Annotated in this window: 20 protein-coding genes; 12 read left to right on the top strand and 8 right to left on the bottom strand. The window is 45.8% G+C overall.

Going from position 1 to position 26,007, the window contains the following annotated elements; all coding sequences use genetic code 11:
* Window positions 1-427: 427 nt before the first annotated feature.
* The 4 genes from QUA01_RS15475 (at window position 428) to QUA01_RS15460 (ending at window position 4,432) form a co-directional block, all read left to right on the top strand.
* Window positions 428-784 carry an STAS domain-containing protein gene (locus QUA01_RS15475; protein ID WP_194010594.1) on the top strand — a complete coding sequence of 119 codons (357 nt, stop codon included), beginning with the start codon at window positions 428-430 and terminating at the stop codon, window positions 782-784.
* 380 nt (window positions 785-1,164) lie between these two features.
* Window positions 1,165-1,620 carry a Mini-ribonuclease 3 gene (locus QUA01_RS15470; RefSeq protein ID WP_194010595.1) on the top strand — a complete coding sequence of 152 codons (456 nt, stop codon included), beginning with the start codon at window positions 1,165-1,167 and terminating at the stop codon, window positions 1,618-1,620.
* Window positions 1,621-2,151: 531 nt separating this feature from the next.
* On the top strand, window positions 2,152-3,675 hold the full coding sequence (rlmB, locus tag QUA01_RS15465) for a 23S rRNA (guanosine(2251)-2'-O)-methyltransferase RlmB (RefSeq protein WP_333090529.1): 1,524 nt from the start codon (window positions 2,152-2,154) through the stop codon (window positions 3,673-3,675).
* 478 nt (window positions 3,676-4,153) lie between these two features.
* On the top strand, window positions 4,154-4,432 hold the full coding sequence (locus QUA01_RS15460) for a DUF1816 domain-containing protein (protein ID WP_194066835.1): 279 nt from the start codon (window positions 4,154-4,156) through the stop codon (window positions 4,430-4,432).
* A 321-nt stretch (window positions 4,433-4,753) separates the two neighbouring features.
* Here QUA01_RS15460 and QUA01_RS15455 read toward each other — a convergent pair whose 3' ends face one another.
* The 3 genes from QUA01_RS15455 to QUA01_RS15445 all read right to left on the bottom strand — a co-directional run bounded on the left by QUA01_RS15455 (window position 4,754) and on the right by QUA01_RS15445 (window position 7,928).
* A complete protein-coding gene (locus QUA01_RS15455; protein ID WP_333090533.1) occupies window positions 4,754-5,578 on the bottom strand; it encodes an alpha/beta fold hydrolase in 825 nt (274 codons plus the stop codon).
* 261 nt (window positions 5,579-5,839) lie between these two features.
* The gene (locus tag QUA01_RS15450) at window positions 5,840-7,105 is read right to left on the bottom strand and encodes a serine hydrolase (RefSeq protein WP_333090528.1); all 1,266 of its coding nucleotides are present in this window, start codon (window positions 7,103-7,105) and stop codon (window positions 5,840-5,842) included.
* 370 nt (window positions 7,106-7,475) lie between these two features.
* Window positions 7,476-7,928: a helix-turn-helix domain-containing protein gene (locus tag QUA01_RS15445; protein WP_194010600.1), complete on the bottom strand. Its 453-nt coding sequence runs from the start codon at window positions 7,926-7,928 to the stop codon at window positions 7,476-7,478.
* 220 nt (window positions 7,929-8,148) lie between these two features.
* On the opposite strand from QUA01_RS15445, the gene gatA reads away from it, so the two are divergent.
* Together gatA and QUA01_RS15435 are read left to right on the top strand one after the other, a co-directional pair.
* Window positions 8,149-9,609, top strand: coding sequence for an Asp-tRNA(Asn)/Glu-tRNA(Gln) amidotransferase subunit GatA (gene gatA, locus QUA01_RS15440; RefSeq protein WP_333090525.1), 1,461 nt, complete (start codon window positions 8,149-8,151; stop codon window positions 9,607-9,609).
* A 121-nt stretch (window positions 9,610-9,730) separates the two neighbouring features.
* Window positions 9,731-10,732: an alpha/beta hydrolase gene (locus tag QUA01_RS15435; RefSeq protein ID WP_333090524.1), complete on the top strand. Its 1,002-nt coding sequence runs from the start codon at window positions 9,731-9,733 to the stop codon at window positions 10,730-10,732.
* A 214-nt stretch (window positions 10,733-10,946) separates the two neighbouring features.
* On the opposite strand, the gene QUA01_RS15430 is transcribed toward QUA01_RS15435, so the two are convergent.
* Window positions 10,947-11,687, bottom strand: coding sequence for a pentapeptide repeat-containing protein (locus QUA01_RS15430; RefSeq protein WP_333090523.1), 741 nt, complete (start codon window positions 11,685-11,687; stop codon window positions 10,947-10,949).
* 877 nt (window positions 11,688-12,564) lie between these two features.
* Here QUA01_RS15430 and QUA01_RS15425 point away from each other — a divergent pair.
* The 3 genes from QUA01_RS15425 to QUA01_RS15415 all read left to right on the top strand — a co-directional run bounded on the left by QUA01_RS15425 (window position 12,565) and on the right by QUA01_RS15415 (window position 16,749).
* Entirely contained in the window at window positions 12,565-13,215 is a 651-nt protein-coding gene (locus QUA01_RS15425; protein ID WP_333090522.1) for an ATP-binding protein, read from the top strand.
* 594 nt (window positions 13,216-13,809) lie between these two features.
* A complete protein-coding gene (locus QUA01_RS15420) occupies window positions 13,810-14,157 on the top strand; it encodes a DUF3593 domain-containing protein (RefSeq protein WP_194011872.1) in 348 nt (115 codons plus the stop codon).
* A gap of 297 nt (window positions 14,158-14,454) precedes the next feature.
* On the top strand, window positions 14,455-16,749 hold the full coding sequence (locus tag QUA01_RS15415; protein WP_333090520.1) for a WD40 repeat domain-containing serine/threonine-protein kinase: 2,295 nt from the start codon (window positions 14,455-14,457) through the stop codon (window positions 16,747-16,749).
* On the opposite strand, the gene QUA01_RS15410 is transcribed toward QUA01_RS15415, so the two are convergent.
* The 3 genes from QUA01_RS15410 to QUA01_RS15400 form a co-directional block, all read right to left on the bottom strand.
* Window positions 16,726-20,628, bottom strand: a complete 3,903-nt coding sequence (locus tag QUA01_RS15410; protein WP_333090518.1) for a DNA polymerase III subunit alpha — start codon at window positions 20,626-20,628, stop codon at window positions 16,726-16,728. The genes QUA01_RS15415 and QUA01_RS15410 overlap by 24 nt on opposite strands.
* Before the next feature lie 233 nt (window positions 20,629-20,861).
* The gene (locus tag QUA01_RS15405) at window positions 20,862-21,281 is read right to left on the bottom strand and encodes a lysozyme inhibitor LprI family protein (RefSeq protein ID WP_333090517.1); all 420 of its coding nucleotides are present in this window, start codon (window positions 21,279-21,281) and stop codon (window positions 20,862-20,864) included.
* Between the two features lie 16 nt (window positions 21,282-21,297).
* A complete protein-coding gene (locus tag QUA01_RS15400) occupies window positions 21,298-21,612 on the bottom strand; it encodes a DUF2499 domain-containing protein (RefSeq protein ID WP_333090516.1) in 315 nt (104 codons plus the stop codon).
* 197 nt (window positions 21,613-21,809) lie between these two features.
* On the opposite strand from QUA01_RS15400, the gene csaB reads away from it, so the two are divergent.
* The 3 genes from csaB to trmB all read left to right on the top strand — a co-directional run bounded on the left by csaB (window position 21,810) and on the right by trmB (window position 24,352).
* Complete coding sequence (gene csaB, locus QUA01_RS15395; RefSeq protein WP_333090515.1) at window positions 21,810-22,853, top strand: polysaccharide pyruvyl transferase CsaB; 1,044 nt, start codon at window positions 21,810-21,812, stop codon at window positions 22,851-22,853.
* Between the two features lie 16 nt (window positions 22,854-22,869).
* On the top strand, window positions 22,870-23,580 hold the full coding sequence (locus tag QUA01_RS15390) for a Uma2 family endonuclease (RefSeq protein WP_333090514.1): 711 nt from the start codon (window positions 22,870-22,872) through the stop codon (window positions 23,578-23,580).
* Between the two features lie 139 nt (window positions 23,581-23,719).
* Complete coding sequence (trmB, locus tag QUA01_RS15385; RefSeq protein ID WP_333090513.1) at window positions 23,720-24,352, top strand: tRNA (guanosine(46)-N7)-methyltransferase TrmB; 633 nt, start codon at window positions 23,720-23,722, stop codon at window positions 24,350-24,352.
* Between the two features lie 94 nt (window positions 24,353-24,446).
* Here trmB and QUA01_RS15380 read toward each other — a convergent pair whose 3' ends face one another.
* On the bottom strand, window positions 24,447-25,958 hold the full coding sequence (locus tag QUA01_RS15380) for a dolichyl-phosphate-mannose--protein mannosyltransferase (protein WP_333090512.1): 1,512 nt from the start codon (window positions 25,956-25,958) through the stop codon (window positions 24,447-24,449).
* Window positions 25,959-26,007: the final 49 nt, after the last annotated feature.

Here is a 26,007-nt window from a genome sequence, read left to right as displayed (position 1 = left end):
AGTCATTAGTCATTAGTCATTAGTCATTAGTCATTAGTCATTAGTCATTAGTCATTAGTCATTAGTCATTAGTCATTGGTCATTAGTGCTGTCCCCCTCGCTTTCGGTTATTGGTCATCAGTCCGCAGTCATCGGGCTGGAATTGCCTCAGTTGTTTTGAGCGAATTTTCCAGCAGGCGGGACGGCGCACCCTACTCCCCACAAGAAAAAATCATTTTTGTGGGACGATCCTCCTCGCCCGTCATAGCTATTTTTGCAATTGCTCGTCTCTCAAAGGCTCTTGGTGTAGAGAGCCTCTGACTAATGACTAACGACTCCTGACCGATCGCTGACGACCAAAAAACTGTAGACAAAAAACCAAAAAACTCCTATAATGAAGCCTCGACTTTTAGTCATATTTAGCTAGGAGGGTGTCATTTCTGAGCCATTGACCCTGACCGTTAGCCTCAGAGGCACTCGCGAAGTCAAGAATAACTATCAGTTATTTCGCCTGACTGGCCTGCTCGACGCTTTTTCTGAGGCCACTTTTCGGAAGGTAATAAGCAAATGTATAGACGATGGCCCAAAACACGTAATTTTGGACTTGTCTAAAATAGACTTTGTGGACAGTTCCGGCTTGGGCGCACTTGTACAACTTGTCAAGAAAGCCCAAACCTTGGAAGGAACATTGCAAATTGTCTCAAATCCCCGTGTAACTCAGACTGTTAAACTGGTTCGCTTAGAGAAATTTTTGTCTTTGCAGCCAACGGTTGATGATGCGGTAAAAAACGTCAAGGATACTTGATGCAAAGGTGGATTTAATTAGCTATCCGGTTCTCAACGCTGGATAGCAAATTTTTATAGTTTTACGGGCAAAAAAATACTAATTTTCCGAGAAGCTGCGACACGCGCAAGCTGCAAATTCCCCTGATACTTTGAGATCCGGTGGAGGAACAGCAAAATATGTGTGGCAAACAGACGGAAAAATGGTATAAGAAGGGGAGCGTTGCGATAAGTGTAAAAAGTGTTTTTGAGTCGGTGCGATCGCGATCGGCAAATTAGAGAGCTTTTTCGCATCGAGATGCTCGCAATCCTGTGAAAGCTATAATTGCCTAGCGCGATCGAAGACAAAAATGTCAAAGGACTAGAACAACCAAGCTGTGCGGAAGTTTTATTTAAAAAAGTATGTCGCCTACCGCAGATGATGGACTCAAATTGAGCCTGACTGATATCAGTTTAAATCGACAGTATGCGGAGAGGGCGACACCAGCAGAAATAGAAAGGATATCGCCCTCCGCCTGGGCATATTTGGGAGATGCAGTATACGAACTCTACATTAGGAGCTCGTACTTAGTACCGCCGAAAAGATTGCAAGCTTATCACGAATTGGTGGTGGGACAAGTACGAGCCGAAACTCAAGCGCGTCACTTGCGATCGATCTCTCCTTATTTGAACAGTACAGAATTAGCAATTGTCAAGCGCGGGCGCAATGCCGTATCCGGCCGTTCCAAGCGAGCCGATCCAGAGATTTACCAACAAGCCAGCAGCTTAGAAACTTTGGTCGGATATTTGTACCTCACCGATTCCGAAAGATTGACGGAAATTTTGGGACTTTTAGAGCTAGAAACTGAAAGTATCTAGCAGTTAATAGTTGCGAAGGACAGCGGATTAATCATTAATTCCACCGCAAACCTACCTAAAAAAGCCCAAAAATCGATGGCGCAAACAGGATCGACCGGCGATCGATACGTAGCGACAGTTTCAGGGATTACGATCGAGCGGGGGCTAGAAACCCGGTTGTCGAGAAAATTTAGTGGCGCTTGACAATAAATATCGGAAGAAACCGGGTGTCTGAGGTCACGAATCGGCTTAGGACTTGCGTTTTGTGACTACCACCTAAAAACTGTCGCTACCGATGGAGTGATTAGACTTCAGTTGCACTGTGCATCCCAGACTCCAATGAATTATCTGCGTCCCTCTGTGTGTATCCGCTTGCAATCTGCGCTTAACAGATCGATCGAATATATATGCAGATCAAGCTTATCAACTAGCAACTTTCACCAGAAAAATCTTTGATCCCAAACCTGCCAATCTCAAATCCCAAATTCCTAAGATTGGTTTCTCAAGCCAAAATCTCAAATCTCAAATCGCTCTAACTGCAATCATAAACCCATGAGAAAATTTACCAAACCAAACTCCTCGCGATCGAATTCCGACAGCAAGCCATTCAGAAGCGAAGGCCGCCGTCAAGACTCGCAATCCTCCTCTCCCCGCTTTGAACGCAAGCCCTCTCCCGACACTCGCGGAGTAGAAGCGCCTCAAAAGCGATCGACTTTCTCTCCCCAATCCCGAGAAATGCCCGTGCGAGCAATTTTCAAACGGAATGTCGATGGCGACGGCCAACCCTCCGCGCGCCGACAGTTCAAAGACAGAGACGCAGACAGCAGCCCGCAGGAATCCCGCGGCAATTTTTACAGAGACAGGGACAGAGACAGAGACGGAGAGAGAGACGGATACAGCAGCCCGCAGCCAGCCCGCAATAATTTCCGAGACAGAGACAGCAGCCCGCAGCCAGCCCGCAATAATTTCCGAGACAGAGACAGCAGCCCGCAGCCAGCCCGCAACAATTTCCGAGACAGAGACAGAGACGGATACAGCAGCCCGCAGCCAGCCCGCAACAATTTCCGAGACAGAGACAGCAGCCCGCAGCCAGCCCGCAACAATTTCCGAGACAGAGACAGAGACAAAAACAGAGACAGCAGCCCGCAGGACTCCCGGGGCAATTTTTACAAAGACAGAGACAAAGACAAAAACAGAGACGGAGATAGCAGCCCGCGGGAATTCCGGGGCTATCATTTCAGAGACAGAGACAAAGAGACAGACACTCGCCCTGTGGACACTGCCTCAAATACCGTCGTGCAACCAGACGCAAACACAGACGACATGATTTACGGCCGCCATGCAGTGCAAGCGGCTTTAGAAAGCAACCAAGTGCTCAACCGGATCTGGGTTGTCCCGCACCTGCGCTACGATCCGCGCTTTCACAGCTTGCTAACCGAAGCCAAGGCCAACGGCAGCATCATTGATGAAGTTGATGATTTGCGCCTCGACTACATCACGCGGAAGGCAAACCATCAAGGTGTAGCCGCCCAAGTGTCAGCTTACGAATACTTGGATTTGACTGACCTGATCGCCAATGCTAAGGCCGCTTGCCAAGATCCAGTGATTGTGGTAGCAGAAGGACTTAACGATCCCCACAATTTAGGGGCGATCGTTCGCACCGCAGAAGCGTTAGGAACTCAGGGCATTGTGATTCCGCAGCGGCGGGCCGTCGGGATTACCTCGGCAGTGAGAAAAGTCGCAGCAGGGGCATTGGAAAACCTGCCAGTGGCGAGGGTTGTCAATCTTAACCGGGCGCTGGAAGAATTGAAAGAGGCTGGATTCTGGATTTACGGCACTGCAGCAGGGGTTGGTGACTCGGTAGAGACAATCAAGTTCTCCGGGCCGACTGTTTTAGTTGTGGGCGGTGAAGCTGATGGTTTGAGCCTTTTGATACAGCGCGGCTGCGACGGATTAGTTTCAATTCCTTTAAGGGGAAAGACTCCTAGCCTGAATGTGTCGGTAGCAACGGGGATGGCTTTATACGAAATTTACCGCCAGCGGGGGCCCAAAAAGTTTCACGTACACGGATCTTGAAGGTCGTTGAAAAAAAGTGTACAACAGAGTAATTGATGTAAGCAGCTCAATCCGGGCGATCGGTCTCTGTAGCTACTTACACATTACTAGGACAATGCCGGTACAATGTCATCTGGGAAAACACCATGTCGGGAATTGAATTAGAATTCAAGCTGAATAAACAACAGATAAATCTGATTACAACCCACTTTTGTTGTTCCCAGTCGATCGGCAGTTAAGGCGATAAAATAATAGGTGAATGCAGCCCCTCATTTTGGGGCTGCATTCCCTGAACAAGTAAGGATAGCAGATCGGCTTTCGTTAGTTGTTCCGGCGAAAGTAGAAGGGGCCTTTCCCCTACGTGCAAATCTATTTAGATATCGGCTTTAAATAGGTTTAAATGAGTTTTTAGTAGGAGTGGCACAGCCGAGTAAATAACAAAAGCGCAGGTGTTGCCCGCAGCACCGTGAAAACACCGTCAAATAAATTAAAAAAGCAGATGAAAGAATTCTTGATTAGCTTGCTCAATGTTTTCGGATTGGCTTGGTGGGTTGAAGTTAAAACTTCAACGCCGCGGTGCATTTACTATTTTGGCCCCTTCTTGACCGATGGAGAGGCGGAAGCTGCAAAAGCAGGTTATGTAGAAGACATAGAAAATGAAGGTGCAGAAGGTGTTGGTGTTTCGATTCAACGCTGCAAACCTATTAATTTGACTGTTGCAGATGATTTGGGAAAGTTTGGTGATGGAGGGTTGTTACCTGCTTTGATCAGTCAGTAGAAGCAGGGAAATTTTGAGTGCGCCAGTTGTAAATTAAGTTCCGGTAACATCGGAATTATACCACAGTACGATTCGGCGATCGCACTTTTTAATTCGGATGCAAACGCAAACGATAGACATAATATCGTGTCAGATCAAATCCTCTCTTCATCAGAATAGTAAATTCAGGCGTTGACTGTTGACTGTTGACTGTTGACTGTTAACAGTTAACATCATGTATGAGTGCAACCGGAATTGATGTCATGTCGATTGACAGCGATAAAATTGGTTAGCAGTGTTTTTGTGATGGTAATCGACTGGACATGATATAAGTTCATAACTTTAGCTAACTGCTTGGGGGTTACTCTCAATCCAGCGATCGATGTCTGCGATTACCCGATCGGGAATTTCCCAAGGAAACAAATGGGCTGTATTCCGATAACACTCCCACTGACAATCGCGGAGGTGGCGGGCTGTTTCTAAACTGGATGCGGAGGTGATGTGTCGATCGCCCTCAGCAGCCAGCACCAAGCAGGGACATTGAATGTCGCCGAGATGCTGCAGTCGATCGTATCCGGCTCTGAGAGCGGTATTTAAAGCCTTTGTAGCCGCCCCGGAAGTCTGGAGATAGGCGGGAGTACCTGCCCGTGCCAAGTAGCGGTAAGGCGTGGCTGTATGCTGCTGGATCAAGTAGCGAAAGAGCGATCGCCTGCCAAAAGTATCAATATTCCACTGCCAACCGGGAATCACCCAATTGATGATTCCGGCTAAACCGGTGTAAAGGTTATCTTGCCAAGATATCGGAGGGTGACTCCCTCGCGGTTTGGCAGCCGATGCCAGCACAATCAAACCTGTGACTCGCTGGGGATATTTCATCGCTAATTCCAGGGCTAAAATCCCTCCCAAAGACCATCCGACAACCAAACACCGATCGACTCCCAATCGGTCTAAAAGTGCTTCTAAATCGAGGAGGTGGTCGGTCATTTCAAAGGGATTGGAGGTGCGGCTGTTGCCGTAGCCGCGCAAGTCTGGGGCGATCGTCCGAAAGCGCTTTGAGAGGTGTTCTGTAAACACTGACATACAATTGCCGGAACCGGGATGTCCGTGCAAGCAAAGAATAGGAAATCCTTCGCCTTTGACAGAAACACTGAGCTTTTGATGCGGCATTTTTAAGAGAAGGAAGAAGTCAACAGTCATCAGTCATCAGTCATTAGTCATTAGTCATAAGTCATTAGTCATGTTTTGCTGTCCCCCCGGAGCTTTCCGTCCAACGTCATCAGTCCGAGGGAAGAAGGAAGAAGGAACTTCTCATCGTCTTGGCGGTTGCTATAGCAATCAAAAGCAGGATTTGTGGGATGAGCTTTTAGCAGCGTCGAGGATTGATGCTTGAACCAAATTTGTATTTTGGTGAACCTAGCTCCAGATTGGTTAAAAACTGGGATTTTTACTAATATAATCGGCAATCTTAGAAATAGAGTTGCGGATTTGTAAATCGCCGCTGCTGCGACTGTCTATCACAGTCATCACGTAGGCTTCGCCGTCAATGTTCATCGCTAAAGTTGTGCCTAGCACCAGGGAATTTTCGCCGGTTTTTTCGCCCAACCACTGAACTTTAGTTCCTTCCAAGGCGGCAAATCCCAAAGCGCGATCGTACTGGCGGTTGAGAGTTTCTACTAACAGTTTAGCACCGGGTGTTTCGCCGTTGTAAATTTGCACCATCATTTCGGTTAGTTCGTTAGCAGTCAAGCGGTTGGGGCCAGAACCGGGATTGGAGGGCATAATTTTTTCGCCCATTAATTTGAAGTTGACGCGGGTTACTTGGTAGCCGCGATTTTCTAAGAATTGATTGATATAATCGGAACCTACATAATCGATCAGTTGATTGGTGGCAGTATTGCTGCTGCGATCGATCATTTCTTCTAACAGTGTCTTCAACGGGTAATTTTTAGCGGACACAATCTTCGTCGCTGAGTCTTCGGTAAAATTACCCCGATTGACGAATACTTCCTGGTTTAGACTGATTTTTTCTTGTTCGACTTTTTGCATCAGGGCGACAGCAATCGGCAGTTTAATTAAGCTGGCCGGGCTGGCAGGAGGCACATCGCCCCGCAGGTTCACGCACTCTCTAGACAGGTGGCAAATGCCGATCGAAGCCTTCTCTGACAAACCGCTTTCGCGAGCCACCTCAGCCAAAAAATCTGATTTTGCTTGCCGCACTTGAGAGGTGGCTGCTGTGAAGTTTTCCCGGTATTCTTGAGTTTTTGATGTTTTGAAAGGAGCTAAAAAGGAATTTTGGGGAACTTCCTGCAAGTTGTTGAGCGCCTGGTGCCACAAAAATTGAGTTTGTTGCGAAGATTCGAGCGACTGATTTGGCTGTTTTCCAGTTTCTACGGCTCGGTTGGCTAAGCGGACTGCTTGCTGCAAATTGTCGTTAGCTCTCTGTTCTACTAATATTTGAACATCTACTGCTTGCAACTGTTGTATCAGTTTTTCTTGGGGATTGCCTCCGAGGGGAATTAAGCCGGAAAGCAGGGTTGGTTCTGGGGAGGGAGAGGCTGGTTGTTCTAATTCGGTGACGAGCCGATCGCGAATTTTGTAGAGTTCGTCTAGGGAACGCGGGTTAGATGATTGAGAGAATGAACTGGCGATGGTTAACACCTGAACCAGTCCGATGCCAGCGACTACTGCAGCCATCTTGTTTGCGATCGACAAAAAACGCCCGATTCCTCGCATATATTCGACATCCTCAACACAACCAAATTCAATCTAAGCAGCTATTGTTACAAGAGTCAAACGATTTTAGATTTTAGATTTTAGATTTTAGATTTTAGATTTGGGATTTTAGCGGTAGGGTGCGGATACATCGACAATCCTCAACAAAGAGCAACAATCGATCGAGCGACGCACCTGTTCTTTTGACCAATAACTAATGACCTGCGCGGGCCAATGCCCTGCGCGGGCCAATGCCCTGCGCGGGCCAATGCCCTGCGCGGGCCAATGCAAAAATAAAGGGAGTCGATCGCACTCAATGGCGATCGACTCCCTCTAAAATATTGCGAACAATCTACTTTTTGCGCCGCCGCCAGTCAACACCCAACCGCTTGAGGTAATCCCAGCCGCGTTGGGGCCAGACACGATCGATACCAATCTTTTCGGCAATCCAGAGAGCTACTTTAGGCCCTGTCCAGTCTCCGCCATCGGGGGCCGGGCCTTGCAGCGCTTGTCGCAGTTCTTCTTGCTGTTCTGGACTCAGCAAGGATTTTGCAGGAGGGGGCTTGCGGTCTCCGCTGCGGTTTCTCACAGAGGTGGGCCCTTCTCGGTTGTAGCGCTGGACAATTTCTTTGGCGTAGTCGTAGTTGAGACCTACGACTTGGGCTGCTTCTTTGATAGTCCAATTTCGGGAAACTAAGAGCAGCAAGTGCCAGCGGCGGGACTCTGTGGTGTTTTGTGCCTGCCGGTAGCGAAGTTTGAGTTCCTCTGCCGTCAGGTGAGATTCTAGGTGAGCTTTAGGTGGCATTCCTCCAACGGGGCATCGGGAACTTCTTAGCATATATCTCTGGTTTTGGGGACAATTCCGGATGAATTTTTTTTCCTGGGGATCGTGGTGGCAAATTAGGTGGCTGTTTTTGACTGCAGATGCACGCAGGTAGACGCAGATAAGGAAGAGGCTGTAAGCGAGTGCAATTGCCAGCTATATTGACTAAGTGGCCGAAAGTAGAAATGATAAAGGTACGAGCATGGCATCCATCCGCGAGTTGCACCGACAACTGGTCAATAAAGAACGCTCTGCTGTGGAAATTACTCAAGAAACATTAGACCGAATTACCCAGCTAGAGCCGAAGTTGAAAAGCTTTCTGTGCGTGACGGCAGACAGCGCAATGGCCCAGGCCCACAAAGTGGATGCCCAAATCGCCGCCGGTGAGGAAATTGGGCCCTTGGCCGGCATCCCGATCGCCGTTAAAGACAATATGTGTACCGATGGCGTTCCCACAACCTGCGCCTCTCGGATTTTGGAGAATTTTGTGCCTCCCTACGATGCAACCGTCGTCTCCAAACTCAAAGCCGCCGGTGCGGTGATTGTGGGTAAGGCGAATATGGACGAGTTTGCAATGGGGAGCTCGACTGAAACTTCTGCCTATCAAGTTACCGCGAATCCTTGGGACTTGGAGCGCGTACCCGGAGGGTCTTCTGGCGGTTCTGCCGCAGCGGTAGCCGCCGGAGAATGCGTCGCGAGCTTGGGTTCGGATACTGGGGGTTCGATCCGCCAACCTGCTGCTTTTTGTGGCTTGGTGGGGCTGAAACCGACCTATGGGTTGGTTTCTCGTTACGGTTTGGTGGCCTATGCTTCTTCTCTGGATCAAATCGGGCCCTTTGGTCGGACTGTTGAGGATGCGGCGATTTTGTTGGGGGCCGTCGCCGGTTACGATCCGAGAGATTCCACGAGTCTTAATGTCCCAATTCCTGACTACGCTCAAGCTTTAAGACCCAGTTTGCGACCGAAGGGTCAGATTAGAATTGGTGTAATTAAAGAAACTTTTGGTGTAGGGCTGGACTCTGGGGTTAAAGACGCTGTTACTAAGGCGATCGAGCAATTTCAACAATTGGGCGCAGAAATTCAAGTCATTTCTTGTCCCCGCTTCCGCTACGGTTTGCCCACTTACTACATTATTGCTCCCTCGGAAGCTTCGGCAAATTTGGCGCGATATGATGGAGTAAAATACGGTTTCCGATCGCCCGATGCCGACAATCTTTTGGATATGTATGCCAAAACTCGCTCTCAAGGGTTCGGTGCGGAAGTTAAACGCCGGATTGCGATCGGCACTTACGTGCTGTCGGCTGGATATTACGACGCCTATTATCTCAAAGCTCAAAAAGTTCGGACTTTGATTAAAGAAGACTTTGAAAAAGCTTTTTCTCAAGTTGATGTTTTGGTCTGTCCCACTGCTCCGACTACGGCCTTTAAGGCTGGGGAAAAATTAAACGATCCGCTGAGTATGTATTTGTCAGATTTGATGACTATTCCGGTGAATCTGGCTGGTTTGCCAGCTTTGAGTTTGCCCTGCGGATTTGATGATAAAGGACTGCCGGTGGGCATACAACTGATTGGTAATGTTTTGCAAGAATCTAGGTTGTTTCAAGTAGCTCATGCTTACGAACAGTCTACGAATTGGCACTTGCACCGCCCTGACTTGGATTAATTTTTCAAACTTGGCGGAACTGGACGGTGGAAGTTAGTAATCGATCTTGGCTAATTGTTTGAATTAATCATTCGCCCTTAGCTGTTGACCGATCTCTAATTTCCAGCGTGCCCTATTTTCTATGAACAATTTTCTGGTATTGCTATTGTCTAAATCGCTAATAACTTTTGGGACAGTTTTGGCGATCGCTTATTCTGCTGTTTGTCTGTTTCTATGGGCCACGCAAGGTAAGTTTATCTTTGTTCCGGCGCGGGCGATCGAAACTACGCCCGATGATTGGCAGTTGAAATATCAAGATGTTTTGCTGCCAATTCCTACTAAAACAGGCGCGGTGGAAACCGTGCATGGGTGGTGGATTCCTGCCTCGGAAAACTCCCGCAAGGTTCCGGGGGAAGTAAGAGAAGCCGCTCGGGTTAACCCATCGGAACCCCCCCCCAGCCCCCCCTTGTTAAGGGGGGGGGTAAGAGAAGCCGTTCCGGTTCCCCCCCTTAACAAGGGGGGGTTAGGGGGGGTAGTTTTGTACCTGCACGGTAACGGTTCAACTTTAGGATCAACTGTCGAACACGCTAATCGATTTCATCAGTTGGGTGTGTCGGTATTTGCGATCGATTATCGCGGTTATGGAAAAAGCCAGGGCGATTTTCCGAGCGAATCTGGGGTGTATGAGGATGCTGAATTTGCTTGGGATTATTTGGTGAAACAGCGCGGGATTCACCCGAATCAAATTTATATCTACGGGCATTCTTTGGGAGGGGCAATTGCGATCGATCTGGCAGTGCGCCACCCGGAGGTGGCGGGGTTAATTGTGGAGGGTTCTTTTACTTCGGTGCGGGAAATGGTAGATTTCCGACAACGGCTGTTTTGGATGTTTCCGATCGATTTTTTGCTGACTCAGCGGTTTGATTCTCTATCAAAAGTCGATCGCCTGCAAATGCCGGTGCTATTTATTCACGGGAATGCTGACAGTGTAGTTCCATCCCAAATGAGCAAAAAACTGTTTGATGCAGCACCCGAACCCAAACAGCTTTACATGGTTCCTGGTGGAGGTCACAATAATGTTGCAGAAATCGGCGGCCCAGAATATCTGCAAAGATTAAGCCAATTTTGGGATATTCCAAAATAGATAAAAGCTGTTGGCGCTAACAGTGATTCTAGTTATTGTAGGGTATGCACGGCGCACCAGTTGAGTTGGTAATAGTTAGCGGCGCATTGGGGTGAGAAACCTGATTTTTTAGATTTTTGGGTTTGGTAACGAGAAATATAGCAAGAAACCCGGTTGTTAGGTTTTCAAGCGCGATCGCCAATCAGGAAAAAGGAATATCTAGAGATTCTACCGCTTAATTCAACCTTAAAACATTCAGCCACCAATCCTTGATTGGATAGCAGTAATTACAGTAATTGTTTGTAATAATCGGTTGTTGTTTGTTAATTTCGCAGCCTCGCCGAGAGGTTTTTCGGTTCGGCATCTTTGCGCCGCAAAGATTGGCATCTGTGAGATTAGTTTTGTTCAATCTCGCATCGGTCAAATCGGCCGCTCTGAGGTCTGCACCGCTGAGATTTGCACCGCTTAAATCAGCTTCTTGGAGGTCTGCACCGCTGAGATTCGCACCAGTTAAATCGGCATTTCTCAGATCGGTTCGACTTAGTTTAGCGGCGCTCAAATTACTGCATTTTAAGTTAGCCAGCTTGAGGGATGCTTCTTGAAGAGAACTCTCGCTGAGGTTGGCATTTTCTAAGTTTGCTTCCCTAATGTCGGCCCTGCTCATGTCGGCTTTGCTGAGGTCGGCGTAGGCCAAAAAGGCATTTCTCATGTTGGCGTTGTTTAAATTAGCTTCAATTAAATCAGCCGCAGTTAAGTCGGCATCAACTAAGTCAGCCCTGCTGAGAGTGGCGCGGCTCAAGGAAGCGCCGAACAAATCTGCACGGCTCAAGGAAGCGCCAAATAAGTCGCATCCGGGACATCCTCTGGTTGCTAGCAGCCGCTTGACTAAAGACAGATTTTGAGCTTGTAAGGGAACGGCTGCACAAAATGGAAGTAGTAATATAGCTGCTAGAATTGTCAGTTTGATTTTGGTCATAAGGTGTAGCGCATTTAAATTGTATATTTCAATTCCCAATCAAACGTTGTAAAATCCTTTTTCTTTTTCCCTCTTTCACCTTCTAAGCTGTTGTGCATTTAAATTGTATATTTCGACGATCGATCAAAAATCTTCTCCCCCTCTCCCCTTCTCCCCGTCTTTACCCGCTCGCTAAGCCGAAGGGAGCCGAAGCAAGCCGTTATAGCCCCTTTCCCCCTCAATCACCATACACAATTAGGATGCACAACAGCTCATCTCTTTCTCTCTCGAACATAACAGACTATCTTTGGCTTGGCCCAAGTCTGGTAAGTCTTGGAGATCGCGCGCCGAGTCGTCTGCTAGAATGACGCGCAGGCTAAAAATAGGGTTTATCGGTTGATTTGGCGCTGTCAAACCCAATATTTCTCACAGAAGCCGGGTTGTTGGTGCCAGTCCTAGTTTAGTGTGCTGAGGGTGTAAGATTGGTCGGCGCGATCGCACTTGCGGATATTACTTAGGCTTTTAGGATGAACTCGCGCACAGCTACACTCCCTTGCAACTTCCAAAGGAGCGTAGCTGTGCGGGCGCTGAATGCCTTGCATTTTTGAGCTGGCGACGGCTGGGATAAATAGCTGGCGGGGGGTATTGCATAAATATTGGTACTCGCGGCAGCAAGATTTTGCTCAGGGGGGCGAACTTTGTCCGTACAGGCGATCGATAAATAAGCCAATTGGCTTAGACTCTTAAGACATATTGCTGATGCCTTACGTTCTATAAAAAAGATAGCATTCTGGTGTGAGCGCGAAATAATACCGAGCCAGCAAGTATAAAATACAACAACTTGGCTCGATCGGTCAGAACATCGCTAAAAATTAATACTTTTACACAGGGAAAATAAATGTTGAACAACATAGACGAACTGGCAGAAAGTGGCAGAGGCATCAAACTGATGTGGCAGATTGCAGACGAGTTAAGCTACACCCGGACTCTCGACGGTCAAAATTGTTTGTCACTCAGCAAAAGTTACGAAGTAGAAGGTCGCAACAAAGAGCCAAATAAAAAAAATTCTAAAGCTTTAGATGGATTAATGAATTTATTAAATAGATGGGATTGGCAGAATGAAACAGACCAGGAAGCAGAGCTTTATGAAACTTCTGTTCAACACATGAGCCTGCAAGTCAACACAGAGGTCAATGCTTTAACTATAGTTATGGATTGGTTCGAGCAATTAAAAGATTTATCGCTACCCAATGAAGTTTGGTTCCAGCTTCAGTTAGCTTTAGCTGAAGGTTTTATTAATGCAGTTCGCCACGCTCACAAAAATCTGCCAGTAGAAACTCCCGTTCAACTAGAAATTACCGTGTTTGACGGACACTTGGAACTAAAAGTTTGGGATTGCGGCCCGAGTTTTGATTTTGATGCTAAGCTCAAGGAAATTATTGCAGCAGATAGAAAACCAAGCTTGGATTTAGAAGTTTTGAACTATCTTTGCTTGATTCCTAGCAGAGCAAAAAGTTTGGATATGTATCGGCTTTTAATTGCTGGGTAGTGGGTAGAGGGACAATTAAAAGATTGGAAGAATTGAAGATGTGTTATTCTAAAAACGGTGTTAGGGGAAGAGTTACGGGTTTTGTCTTCGCGTAGGTGAAGGGTTTTGAATACTGACGACCTGCTGCAACTTTGGTTTTCAGCTATGAGCTTGGGTGAGTCTGTAGCAGTTCTAGAGCAACGGGTCGATATGTCAGTATATTTGAGATTAAAGAATTGAAGAATGAGAGATTTACTTGCAGCGCCGCGAATCACCAAGTCGGGAACTTGAGTCTAAAATTTGGGAAAATTCACGACGGTCGTATGCAGCAGTGTGTGTTTTTTTTGGCTGGTAAATTTAAATATGAAAACTTAAAAATTAAAACTTATTGTGAATAATTTTCAATTCGATCGTAGTCTCTGGTTCATTACCAAAAAGAATTGGTTTAAAGCCTCTCCCTTTTAGGGAGAAATTCAAAGAAGACTATTGATTGCGACCATTCTATGCCTTCCAGGTAGAGGTCGCCCTCATCTGTCATATCATGTCCGGTTGATTGCGATCGATCGACCGTACATAATATAAACTATCAATTGTCAACTGAACGAACAATTACTAATGATTTCCAAAGAAACTTTATTTGTACTGTCTCTATTTCCCTACTTGGGATTTCTCTGGTTTTTGACTCGATCGGGAAAAACACCTCGCTTAGCTTTGATAGGGTTTTACGGGACTCTGGTGTTTGTGGCTGTGACTATTCCCGCCGCAATTTATGCAAAAGTTGCCTACAACGAGTCGCTAGCAAATGTCGATTGGCTGCACGGTTCTGCGGAATTATTCTTGACACTTGCCAATATTTTACTGGTTTTAGGCTTTCGGGAAGCGGTGATTAAAGCAAAAGCATCTTCACAGAATGAGAGCGAAAAGCAAGAGTCTATTGTAGAGGGAGAAAATAGTTGCGGTTAATACCATTTTAGATACTTCGACTTCGCGATGGGACAAGTTTGAGATTGAAAAATTGCAAAGGGCTGATGAATTAAGGGTTAGGAAGTTATTCTGCCGCTGCATTCTTTGGGGAAACTTCTATAGCACTTATCACTCTCTCAATTCCTCAATTCCTCAATCTAAAATCTAAAACTTGTTCGCTTGCGAAGTCGAAGAATCTAAAATCTCAACCTGTACCTCATCAAGAGTCAAAAAGGCTATAGTGCTGTCTCTCAGAGCGAGTTGTACAATACGCGAGCTATTGAGGTGCTCGCTCAAATGCAAAACACAAATGCTCGCGTTGGCGATCGGTTTGCCCTGCAAAATTTTAGGAAAGTATTAGAATATATAAAAACTCACCTCAAGCACTTCTACTCACTGACTCAATCTGAGATGCTAGATTTTGGGTCGATCAACCCGATTTATCAGGTACGATCGACTTTAATCTCGCGGCGTGAGTTGAAACAGACTACCATATTTGCTAAGTTTAGCCGTGGTGGGACTCTCCAGGCAGGAAAAAAGATGAGCTATTGCCTCAATCCCCATTGCCAGAAGCCGCAAAATCCTGACTCAAGCAAGTTTTGTCTGGCGTGCGGCTCAAAATTGCTGCTGAAAGAGCGTTACCGTGCCCTTCAACCTATCGGTGAAGGAACATTTGGCAGAACTTTTTTAGCTGTCGATGAAGATAGGTTAAAAACTCGCTGCGCCATCAAACAATTTTTTCCGCAGGTTCAAGAAAAGGCAGAATTAGAAAAGGCAACTGCACTGTTTAAACAAGAAGCTCAGCGGCTGTACGAACTCGGAGAACACCCACAAATTCCAAGTTTGTTGGCTTCTCTTGAACAAGGAACACATCTGTATCTTGTGGAAGAGTTAATTGAGGGAAATAATTTGTTTCAGGAGTTGCAGCAGCGGGGAGCTTTTAGTGAGGAACAGATTTGGGAATTGTTGATTAATTTGTTGCCGGTTTTGCAGTTTGTTCACGAGCAGCAGGTGATTCATCGGGATATTAAGCCGGAAAATATTCTGCGGAGAAATCCCCAAAATCTCAGGGCTGCCCGATATTGCGGCTCGACTGCCGCGAAAGGCAAAAAAGGGATAATTATGCCTGAATCTGCTGCTGTACAGGGTGCGGCGAGGGGCGGTCAGTTTGTGCTGGTAGATTTTGGGGTGGCTAAGCAGATTAGCGTCATTTCTGAGGCGAAAACTGGTACGATAACTGGAACTGCTGGCTATGCGCCGATCGAACAAATTCGCAGCGGCAAGGCTTATCCGGCGAGCGACCTTTACAGTTTGGGCGTTACGTGCATTCACCTGCTGACTGGGGCGGTGCTGAATGATTTGTTTGATGCTTTGGAATGCAGATGGATTTGGCGATCGCACTTAGCGCAAAAAGGCATAAAAGTCAGCAAAAAATTAACAAGTATTTTAAACAAATTGCTCAAAGATTCAGTCAGAGAGCGATATCAATCCGCTGCTGAAGTGCTGCAAGACTTAGTACATTTCGGGCAATATCCCCGCTCTCAAATCGCTTATAATTATCGACCCAAAATAGCTATCAATTCGGCAGTAACTAACTTGCAGCAAAAGAGATCAACCGCCGTCTCTGTCGCGCCGCTCCACAAGATTCGCGTTGCAACTGCTGCCCCTAGCAACCATAAATTATTGTCTCGTAACTGGCGCTGCGCCTGCATTCTTCACGGTCATTCAGGCTCGGTTAATGCTGTTGTAATTAATCCTCAAGGCAATATTATTGCTAGCGCCAGCGACGATAAAACAATTAAGCTGTGGAACCTGCACACAGGTGAATTGATTCATACTTTTTTCGGCCATTCTGCAACGGTTGATGCTGTGGCTATCAGCCCCGACGGGAGAATGCTGGTTAGCGGTAGTTTTGACAGAAAAGTTATTGAGTGGAAGCTGGATAAAAAGGCGATGATTCGCGAGTTTTACAGCGATTACGGTTCGCCCTACAGTCACCGGTACGGCTCCGTGTATTCGGTGGCTTTTAGCTGTGATGGAGGGGCAATTGCGAGTGCTAGCGGCGACAAGAGTATTAAACTGTGGAACCAGCACAACGGAGCCTTGGTACAAAAACTTTCGGGACATTCTGACAAGGTTTTATCTGTGAGTTTCCGCCCTCAAAGTATGATTCTGGCGAGCGGTAGTGCGGACAACACTATTAAGATTTGGCGTGTAGGTATTGCGGAGAGTGTACGGACTTTTGTGGGTCATTCGGATTGGGTTTATGCGATCGCCTTTAGTCAAGATGGCAAGACGATTGTCAGCGGTAGTGCGGACGCTACGCTAAAATTGTGGAATGTCGATACAGGGGAATTGATTAATACTTTGAACGGGCATTCTGACGCGGTTATTTCGGTGGCGATTAGTCCCGATCGCTCTATTGTCGCTAGCGGCAGCCGAGATGGTACGGTTAAACTGTGGAACTTGCAAACAGGGGTATGTTTGTGCAGTCTGGTTGGGTGCAATCCGGTGGCTTTTAGTCCTGACGGTCAAACTTTAGTCACCGGTGGGGATGGCGACGAGGTGTTAGTTTGGCGGGCGTTTGTTTAGTTGGGCGAGATAGTTGAGATACTGGGAAATGCGATCGGCATCCGCGTCAAGTAAACGACTGGCCCAAGAATGTATGTTAAGTTGCGATCGCACTTCTCGAAACACCGCAGCATCCCCGCGATTGTCGAGAGGGAAAACCCAAGCATCAAATCCCGCCGACTTGAGACGGCTAACAGCACCATCGCCATCTTGTACCCACAACTTAGGGTTAATCCGAAGCGGCTGACAGCAATATTTACCCACAACAATTCCGCCCACAGAAGCCCTAGCATCCTCTCGGCGATCGGAAAGTTCTTGCAAAATAGCTTTCAGGGAATTGAGATTTTTCGTATCTTGCACCTGCGGCGGTGTAAGCTTGACAATCACCATTTCTATAACTTGCACTGGTTTTGTCGATCGGGCAAAGTTAACCGGTTCCGTCGCCAAATAATTTTGTCTTTCCGGTTGCGCCGCCCAAGAACTTTGTGTTTCCGATTCCCTCGCCCAAGAATTTTGTATTTCCGGTTGGGCTACCTCGATTTCCTCTGCAACTTGTGAATTTTCTACAGGCTTTGCAGTGTCTACAATTATCTGAATTTCTTCGCCGTCTTTCTCTATTTTTCCACCAATTAGCAAAATCGCATTATCTACAATGTAAGGTTTCAGTTGTTCGTAAGCCTTGGGAAATACCACAGCTTTGATTTGATTAGTCAAATCTTCTAATTGCAAAATTGCCATCGCATCGCCCTTTTTTGTCACTACAAGTTTGATAGCGCTGATCATGACAATAACCGAAACTTTCCCTTTTTTCTCCGCCAACTGTGCCAGAGTCACAACATCTGGATCTTGATTAGATTCAAGCAGAAACTTGAGGGGATGTTCTGATACATAAAAACCCAGTAATTCTTTTTCTAAACGCAATTTTTCCTGTGTATCAAAATTTTTGACAGTCTTTGATTTTGGTGCAGACTCAAATTTATTCGCCGAGTTCCCAAAGCTATTCCCACCCAACAAGTCAAACAGATTACCTTGACCACTTTCTCGATCTTTCTTGCGGTCTTGAGCCCATTTCATCACCCCTTCGAGGTCGTTTACCAATTGCTGGCGGTTGGGATCGATTTTGTCAAAAGCACCACACTGAATCAAGGCTTCTAGGGCACGGCGGTTGACAGAATGTAGATTTACGCGATCGCACAAATCCGGCAGCGACTTAAACTTACCCCCTTCTTGGCGCGCCTCCAAAATATTTTCAATAGCCCCCTCACCCACATTTTTAACCGCCGAAATTCCAAACAAAATTTTATGTCTTTCGGCCTTTGTCATCTCTGTAGGAAGCGGCGTAAAAGTAAGTTCAGAGCCATTAATATCAGGGGGCTCAACGTCAATCTTCAGCTTGAGACAATTAGCAATATATCTCTGTACCTTCTCCTGATCGCCTCTGTTAGCAGTCAGCAGTGCAGCCATGTATTCTACAGGAAAATTTGCCTTTAAATAAGCAGTTTGGTAAGTGATATAGGCATAGGCCATTGAATGGGATTTATTAAAACAATATTCGGCGAATTGTAGCATTTGTCCGAACAACTCTTCGGCAACTCTTTGAGTGACACCATTTTTAGTTGCCCCATCAATAAATGTTTCCTTTTGCTTCTGCATTTCATCAGCCTTCTTCTTGCCCATTGCGCGGCGCAGCAAGTCAGCTTGACCTAAAGAATAGCCCGCCAAATCTTGAGCCATCCGCATAATTTGCTCTTGGAAACAAAGCGTTCCATAGGTTTCTTTTAAAATTGGTTCTAACAACGGATGGTCATATTTAACCACCTCTCTACCGTGTTTGCGATCGATAAATTGTGGAATCAAACCAGCATCCAGCGGGCCGGGACGATAAAGCGCCAGAATAGAAGAAATATCATCCAGACAGGAAGGTTTAATTTTTTTTACTACATCCAGCATCCCAGAAGATTCTAGCTGAAAAATACCTTCCAAATCTCCTTTTTCTAAGAGTTGATAAGTTTTTGCTACATCACCTGGTAACTTGTTGTTCCTAGTAAATGTCTCTTGAGCTCTGCGTTCAATATCAGAAGGTAAGGCTTCGGCATCGATAATTATATCTTGCGTTTGCTTAACATACTCGACTGTTTTTTGGAGAGTTGTTAAATTTTTAAGTCCCAGAAAATCCATCTTCAGCAACCCCAAAAATTCCAAGTCTTCCATGAAATATTGGGTAATCACAGCACCATTGTCATTTTTTTGCAATGGTACAATTTCATCAAGGGGTTGGGAAGAAATGACCACACCGGCCGCGTGAACGCCATAGGTTTTGTTAGTTCCTTCAATGCGAATTGCCATGTCAATCCACTGACGCACTGGAACTTCGGTGCCAGTTTCTGCATTTATGCAAATTGTATTTTCGTAGTTGTCTTTAAAATCCTGTGCCGGTGTTCCCTCGGAAATCATCACTTTGAGTTTTTCCGGTTTCCCCCGCGACACGGGAATCATTTTTGCCATTTCGTCGGCTTTTTTGTAGGGAATTCCTAGCACTCTAGCAACATCTTTCAAGACAGCTTTTGATGTCATTCTGTTGAAAGTAATAATTTGTGCTACGCGGTCTGTGCCATATTTTTCCGTAACATATTTAATCATATCGTCGCGTCTTTCTATGCAAAAATCGCTATCGATATCTGGCATAGATTTACGTTCGGGATTGAGAAATCTCTCGAACAGCAATCCGTGGTGTACGGGGTCTATGTTGGTAATGTTGAGGACGTAAGCAACTAAAGAACCTGCCGCAGAACCACGTCCTGGCCCGACGGGAATATTGTTATCTCTAGCATATTTCATGTAGTCCCAAACTACTAAAAAATATTCAGAGAAACCCATCTGCTGAATCATTTTTAGCTCATATTCTAGTCTTTGTTTGTAGACTGGGGGGATTTCGTTTTTGGTGCGGCTTTTGAGGCGTTCTAATAGTCCTAGCCAAGATATTTCTTCTACATAGGTATCGGCGGTATGTTCTGGGGGAATTGGAATTGTGGGAATCCGAGCTTCTCCTGTTAGCTCGTATCTTGATACTTTGTTTGCTACTTCTAGGGTAGTTTCGATCGCCTCTTTGATGGTTTCGTCGTCCAAATGGTCTCGAAACAGTTGCGCCATCTCGTCAGCGGACTTAAGATATTCTGTACCGCTGTAGCGCATCCGCTTGTCTTCTTCAATCAGTTTGTTGGTGTTGATGCACAGCAAAGCATCGTGGGCTTCTACGTCGTTACAAGAAATATAGTGAGAATCGTTAGTGGCGATTATTTTTATATTGAATTCGCGGGCAATTTTGACGATTTCCACATTTACCATCCGGTCTTCTTGGGAACCGTGGTCTTGAATTTCTATATAGTAGTCATCCCCAAATACTTCTTTATACCATTTGGCAACTTCGCGCGCTGTATCTAGCTTGTTTTGTAGAATCATCTGGGGAACTTCGCCACCCAAACAAGCACTGGTGACAATTAAACCTTCGGAGTATTGTTTGAGTAGGTCTTTGTTGATGCAGGGGCGGGCAAAAATACCTCGTTCTGGCATTCCCTTTAAGTGGGAAATTGTGGTGAGTTTGACGAGGTTTTTATAGCCTTGGGTATTTTTGGCTAAGACAACTTGATGGTATTTTCTTCTACCTCTAACTTTGACTTCGATGTCGCCGTTGACTACGTACATTTCGTTGCCAATTATGGGCTTGATGTTTTTATTTCGGCAAACTTTGATGAGTTCGATCGCGCCGTACATCACTCCGTGGTCTGTAAGGGCGATCGCGGGCATCCCTAATTCCACCGCCCGTTCGGCGAGCTGCTGTAGCTGAGAAGCGCCATCTAGGAGGCTGTAATCGCTGTGAATGTGCAAACCAACGAAGGACATGGCGATTTGAGATTTTAGCTTTTAGTTTTTAGACTTTCGATTGTACACTATTGCCGTTGAGAAAGATAAATTGATTTTTTATTTTACAGCATCGGCAACGTACAAAAACTGGTTTTTTGAACGGAATATATAGGTTTGAATGCTATATTTTAGATCGAAAAACCGATTTTTACCACAGGTGCAACATCTCACAGAAGAAGTCGGTAATTTAATAGCTAATTCGGTAGATTTGCTTACAAATTTGCTTGTTTCAAATAATCTTCTAAATCTTTAACGCGCTGCTGTGTAACTTTTGCTCTGCAAGAAATGTATACAGGAGCCGCCAAAGTACCGCCTTCAAAGTGTCCGGCTTCATAGCTGCAAGTTTCATCGCGAAACTTGAGCCAACTACGCTGTGCAACCGTCAATCTTTGCTGCTGTTTGCTGTTGAGTTTAGGCCGAAGTTGCTGATATAATTGATTGAGCTTGGTGTCTGCTGCTTTGAACTCTTGACTAGAACACATATTCATGTCTAGCGTGGTTTGAGGACTTTTACAGTTAGGCTGTTGGGCGACTTCCTGGAAATTATTGCTGGCTTTGCTCTCCTGCAATAATCCGCCTGCTAACACGATGGAAATTGTTGTAAATGTTGCCCAAAAAGTGCTATTTTTCATTGACTTGATACCTCTTTTAATCTTGAATTTTCTGTGCTGGTTGAGCCGATCGCCAAATCCACCAAGCCGCCGCCCACAGAGTAAAATTGCCGATCAGAGTCATCGCTGCTTGCAGGGTAACGATCCATTCTAGGGCTGGGGAGTTGTCAAAATAGTGCCAAGTGCAAGCACACATGGCGCTGACTAGGGCGGGCAGCATTCCGGCGGAAAGGGCCCACCAAGCTCGGTTTTGAGTGACTTCGCCGTAAGTCCAAATTAACCAGATGGCCGCAATCCACTCGACGACGCTAGAGATGTGAATAATCCAGGTGGGAATTGACAAAACGTGCATTTTTTGTATTCTAAAATAACAGAGAACGGGGAAGATAAAATATGTATTTATTTGTTTAAGATTGTTAACTGTTGACTGTTGACTGTTAACTGTTAACTGTTGACTGTTGACTGTTAACTGTTAAAATATTTTACGGATCGACCGCAAAAATTAGATATTGTAATACTTAGATTCCCCATTATAAATCAAGAGTAGAAATGCGAGCAATTTTGTGCGGCTATTACGGTAAAGGCAACGGTGGCGACGAGGCGCTGTTGGCATCGCTACTGCAAATGTTACCAGATGGCGTGACGCCGATCGTCCTGTCTGGCAATCCTGTCGAGACAAATCAGCGGTACGGGGTAGCTGCGCGCGATCGGATGAATGCGTTTCAAGTTCTCGAAGCACTCCGCACCTCCGACGCGCTAATCTGGGGAGGCGGCAGTTTAATGCAAGACGCTACCAGCACGATCAGCCCTTTCTATTATGGGGGTTTAATGGGACTAGCGCAACAAATGGGCTTAAAAACTGTTGCCTGGGCCCAGGGAATTGGGCCTTTAAATCGAGAGATTACCCGCAAATTATCTCAGCGGTGTTTTGCTGGATGCACCGCCGTCAGCGTGCGGGATAAAGGCTCAGCTACTTTACTTGCTGACTGGCAAATTCCCTTTACTTTAGCGCCCGATCCCGTGTGGGCTTTAGAAAATTCCCCCGTCTCCGGTTTGTGGAATTTACCAGCGCCCAGAGTTGCAGTTTGTTTGCGTTCCCATCCTACATTAACTCCCGCCCGTTTGTCAATATTAACTAAAGCTTTAGTTGACTTTCAAAAAGCAACTCGCACCTTAATTTTACTGCTACCTTTTCAAGCATCTCGCGACTTAGAAATTGCCAAGCATTTGCACGAAGCTCTGCCGAAACGAAGTGAGATACTTAGTTTAGACGATCCGAGAAAATTGAAAGGAGTATTCCGGGGAGTCGAAATGGCGATCGGGATGCGCTACCACAGTTTAATTATGGCAGCATCGGAAGAATGCCGCTGTTTTGCCCTCAGCTACGATCCCAAAGTCACTCAATTGATGGATGAGTTAGAAATGCCGGGATATGTATTATCAGAATTGCCAGAAGATCCCTATTTAATCAGCAAAACCTGGATCGAACACTACGCCAGCGGCGATGCACTATCGCCAGAAAGGATAAAATTTATTGTAGGGCGATCGCTCTTTCATAAAGAAGTATTGCAAACCGCACTCCAGCAGTCTTAGCAAGAGGTAAAATACCGTGACAGTCAGTACAGCCGACTTAAAAATTACCTGGGAAAAATTGCCAGACGATTTCATTTTAGACGAGGAACCTGTGGGAAATATCGACCAACCGCTACTCGCCGCAGCCTTGCGCGAAATCCTAGAAATCGCGGGATTAATTTTAGAACATATCTTAATTGCCTCAAATATGGGTGTTTGCGCTACATTAAACGGCAAGCTAGTTATCAAAGCCCCAGATTGGTTTTATGCCCGCAACGTCCAGCCGTTGGTGGCTCCAGGAATTCGTCGCAGTTACACCCCAAACTTAGAAGGAGAAATACCCGATATCGTCCTAGAGTTTTTATCAGCTAATCACTACGACGAATATTCAAGTAAACCAACTTTACCCCCCGGAAAATGTTTTTTTTACGAGCAAATACTTCGAGTACCAATCTATGCTATTTTTGAACCTGCGGCAGGATTGTTAGAAGTGTATCGGCTGAATTCATCGGGAAGATATGAAGTACAGCAGCCGGATACAAACAATCGTTATTGGATTGCAGGAGTTGGGTTATTTCTGGGCGCTTGGTACGGGACAAAAGCCGAAAGAACCGGATATTGGTTGCGCTGGTGGGATGAAAGCGGAGAGATGCTATTGTGGGGAGCAGAGATGGTAGAAAGGAAAAGGCAGCGATCGGAAAGACTAGCCGCACAATTAAGAGCAGTAGGGATTGAACCAGAAGCCTAATGCAATAATGAGCAATTAAAAATAGTCCCTCTGCAATTTTTAATCGCTCATTAATTAAAAAGTATTAGACAAGATCGCAAAAATCAATATTTATCTGCCTTCATCAACGGTTAAAAACTACATTCAGGAGACATCAAAATTGGGAAGAGTTAGAGTTCGGGAACACGTAAATCCCCTATCCATGAGATATCGAACATCCGCCACTGCGCCGGACTGGACTAAAATCTATGCGGACTTAAATTTACCGCTGCATCTAGATATCGGCTGCGGTAGAGGAAGGTTTTTGTGGCATATGGCGCAAATCCAAACAGATTGGAATTTTCTCGGATTAGAAATTCGGGAACCTCTGGTAGATGAGGCGAATCTGTGGCGCGATGAAAAAGGCTTGACAAATTTGCACTATTTATTTTGCAATGCGAATAGTTCCCTGAAGCCAATTTTAGAAACTTTACCCGCTGGTATTTTGCAGCGAGTCAGCATTCAATTTCCCGATCCGTGGTTCAAGAAAAAGCACCACAAACGGCGGGTAGTACAGCAGGAATTAGTCAGCGAGTTGGCTACTTATCTGGCTGTTGGCGGTGAAGTGTTTATTCAATCGGATATTGAGGAAGTAGAAGTCGAAATGTGCGATCGCTTTTCATCTCATCCCAGTTTTCAGCGTCAAAATGGCGGGGAATGGCTAGCAGAAAATCCCCTACCCGTTGCTACGGAAAGAGAAATTGCTACTCAAAAACGAGGCGAACCAGTTTATCGAGCACTGTATCAAAAATAATGCTATCTTATCTCATCGCTAAGTAATCTACTCTATGAAAATCGTAAGGTGCGCACTGCGCACCCTACAAAGTAGAATCTGTGGGTAAATCCTATTAAACCCAAGACGGCAGCCACATTCTAATTTTCCATTCCATTTGCGACAAAGGCAGTCCCAAATAGATAGGCATCCAGAAAATAAAAGCAGCCAAAACCAGAAAAACAATTGTTACCCCCATCCCTCGGAGTCGAGTTTGAGGGCTGTGCAGCCACCTGTCAACCCACCAAGCAAGTGTTAAGGCTCCAAACACAGAACAGCCCATATAATGATACAAAAATACGCAGCGACTCACCTTCATCCAAGGCAGCAAATTAGCAGCCCAATTAACTATCAAATATAACACCATCCACATTTGGGCAGTCGGCGGAAACAAAATCGGCTGCTGTTCGAGGCTGTCAACAGAAGCCACTTGGCGCGTTTGGAACCACACCACAATCCGGTGAATTAAAACTCCTGCTACTAATATTAAAGCTAAAGTGGAAAACCACCAAAGGAAAGGATTTCCCATCGCGTGAACGTCAAAAATCGTCTCAGTTGCACCGCTGGGTAAAGGTGGCAAAACCGGATCTGGTTGTGCATTGTTGCTAGCAGTTTTGTAGAAGTAAACTATGGGGCGGAGCATCAAAGGCCAACTGTACCACGTCGAACAGTAAGGATGCACGCTAGGGCCACTTTTAATGCGTTCGTGATAAGTTAAAATTTCCGTTTGCATCTGCCAGAAATTGGGAGTTGGATTGAGATGCAGGTGAGGAATCCAGCAGATGCTGTAAACTAAAATAGGAATTACAGCTAGACTCCAGCATACTTCCACAAAAGTTAGCTCAGTCAATTTTTGTACTGGACTTTCGGGCGGAAGCAGAGCGGAATTTATATCGCGAATTGGTTCTTCATTTCCTCTGTTTCCCTGAATTAAACGCACGGCCCAAGCGCAGATCAAAATGAGATAAGCCCCAAACAAGAACCACAATCCGTTCCATTTGACAGCGGCAGATGCACCGAATCCTATCCCAGCTAATACTAGCCAAAGCAAGCGCTTTTTGCCTTCAGCTTCTACGGTTTTGAGCAGAAATAATTGACCAAGTATTCCGAATAAAACTAGATAAATGTTATTGAGTGCGTAGCGAGATTCAACTAAAAATAAACCATCGCAGGCGACAAATAAAGCAGCAAGAAAAGCAAAGGTGCGGCGGCGAAGGAGCTGATAGCCGAGGGCTCCGACAACTAGGGGAATAAAGGAACCTGTGAGAGCATTTAGCCAGCGGTAATCCCAAGGGGAAAGCATTGAGCCTGTTAGGCCGTTGACGGCGGTTTTTCCGAAGGGTAGGTGAGTGCCGATCGCAATTCCGATCGCAATTATATACTGGCTCAGGGGCGGGTGAGCGTTGAAAAAAGAAGTTCGGGTGAGATAATCGTTGGCAAATTTGGCGTAATAAACCTCGTCAAATACTAGAGTGTTAAATCGCTCTAATTGCCAAAATCGGAGAGTTAAGGACATGAGGAATACGGCGAACATTCCTAAGTAAAAAATCCAAGTAGATCTGTTGAATTGTTTTTTGTGGAGTTTCATAAAGTGCACCGGAATATCGTAGATTTGAGAACCTTAATTTTAAAATACT

The sequence above is a fragment of the Microcoleus sp. S36a_B3 genome (assembly GCF_036700745.1).
In the GTDB taxonomy this organism is placed as follows: domain Bacteria; phylum Cyanobacteriota; class Cyanobacteriia; order Cyanobacteriales; family Microcoleaceae; genus Microcoleus.
The sequence above is the reverse complement of the archived record's forward strand: the minus strand, read 5'-3'. Positions and strand labels throughout refer to the sequence as shown.

Coding starts and splice junctions, on each gene's coding strand:
- QUA01_RS15430 (WP_333090523.1), bottom strand. CDS start 11,687: ATGACCAAAATCAAACTGACAATTCTAGCAGCTATATTACTACTTCCA.
- QUA01_RS15470 (WP_194010595.1), top strand. CDS start 1,165: ATGTCGCCTACCGCAGATGATGGACTCAAATTGAGCCTGACTGATATC.
- QUA01_RS15410 (WP_333090518.1), bottom strand. CDS start 20,628: ATGTCCTTCGTTGGTTTGCACATTCACAGCGATTACAGCCTCCTAGAT.
- QUA01_RS15450 (WP_333090528.1), bottom strand. CDS start 7,105: ATGGCTGCAGTAGTCGCTGGCATCGGACTGGTTCAGGTGTTAACCATC.
- QUA01_RS15425 (WP_333090522.1), top strand. CDS start 12,565: ATGTTGAACAACATAGACGAACTGGCAGAAAGTGGCAGAGGCATCAAA.
- QUA01_RS15420 (WP_194011872.1), top strand. CDS start 13,810: ATGATTTCCAAAGAAACTTTATTTGTACTGTCTCTATTTCCCTACTTG.
- QUA01_RS15455 (WP_333090533.1), bottom strand. CDS start 5,578: ATGCCGCATCAAAAGCTCAGTGTTTCTGTCAAAGGCGAAGGATTTCCT.
- csaB (WP_333090515.1), top strand. CDS start 21,810: ATGCGAGCAATTTTGTGCGGCTATTACGGTAAAGGCAACGGTGGCGAC.
- gatA (WP_333090525.1), top strand. CDS start 8,149: ATGGCATCCATCCGCGAGTTGCACCGACAACTGGTCAATAAAGAACGC.
- QUA01_RS15400 (WP_333090516.1), bottom strand. CDS start 21,612: ATGCACGTTTTGTCAATTCCCACCTGGATTATTCACATCTCTAGCGTC.
- QUA01_RS15415 (WP_333090520.1), top strand. CDS start 14,455: ATGCAAAACACAAATGCTCGCGTTGGCGATCGGTTTGCCCTGCAAAAT.
- QUA01_RS15380 (WP_333090512.1), bottom strand. CDS start 25,958: ATGAAACTCCACAAAAAACAATTCAACAGATCTACTTGGATTTTTTAC.
- QUA01_RS15405 (WP_333090517.1), bottom strand. CDS start 21,281: ATGAAAAATAGCACTTTTTGGGCAACATTTACAACAATTTCCATCGTG.
- rlmB (WP_333090529.1), top strand. CDS start 2,152: ATGAGAAAATTTACCAAACCAAACTCCTCGCGATCGAATTCCGACAGC.
- QUA01_RS15445 (WP_194010600.1), bottom strand. CDS start 7,928: ATGCCACCTAAAGCTCACCTAGAATCTCACCTGACGGCAGAGGAACTC.
- QUA01_RS15435 (WP_333090524.1), top strand. CDS start 9,731: ATGAACAATTTTCTGGTATTGCTATTGTCTAAATCGCTAATAACTTTT.
- QUA01_RS15460 (WP_194066835.1), top strand. CDS start 4,154: ATGAAAGAATTCTTGATTAGCTTGCTCAATGTTTTCGGATTGGCTTGG.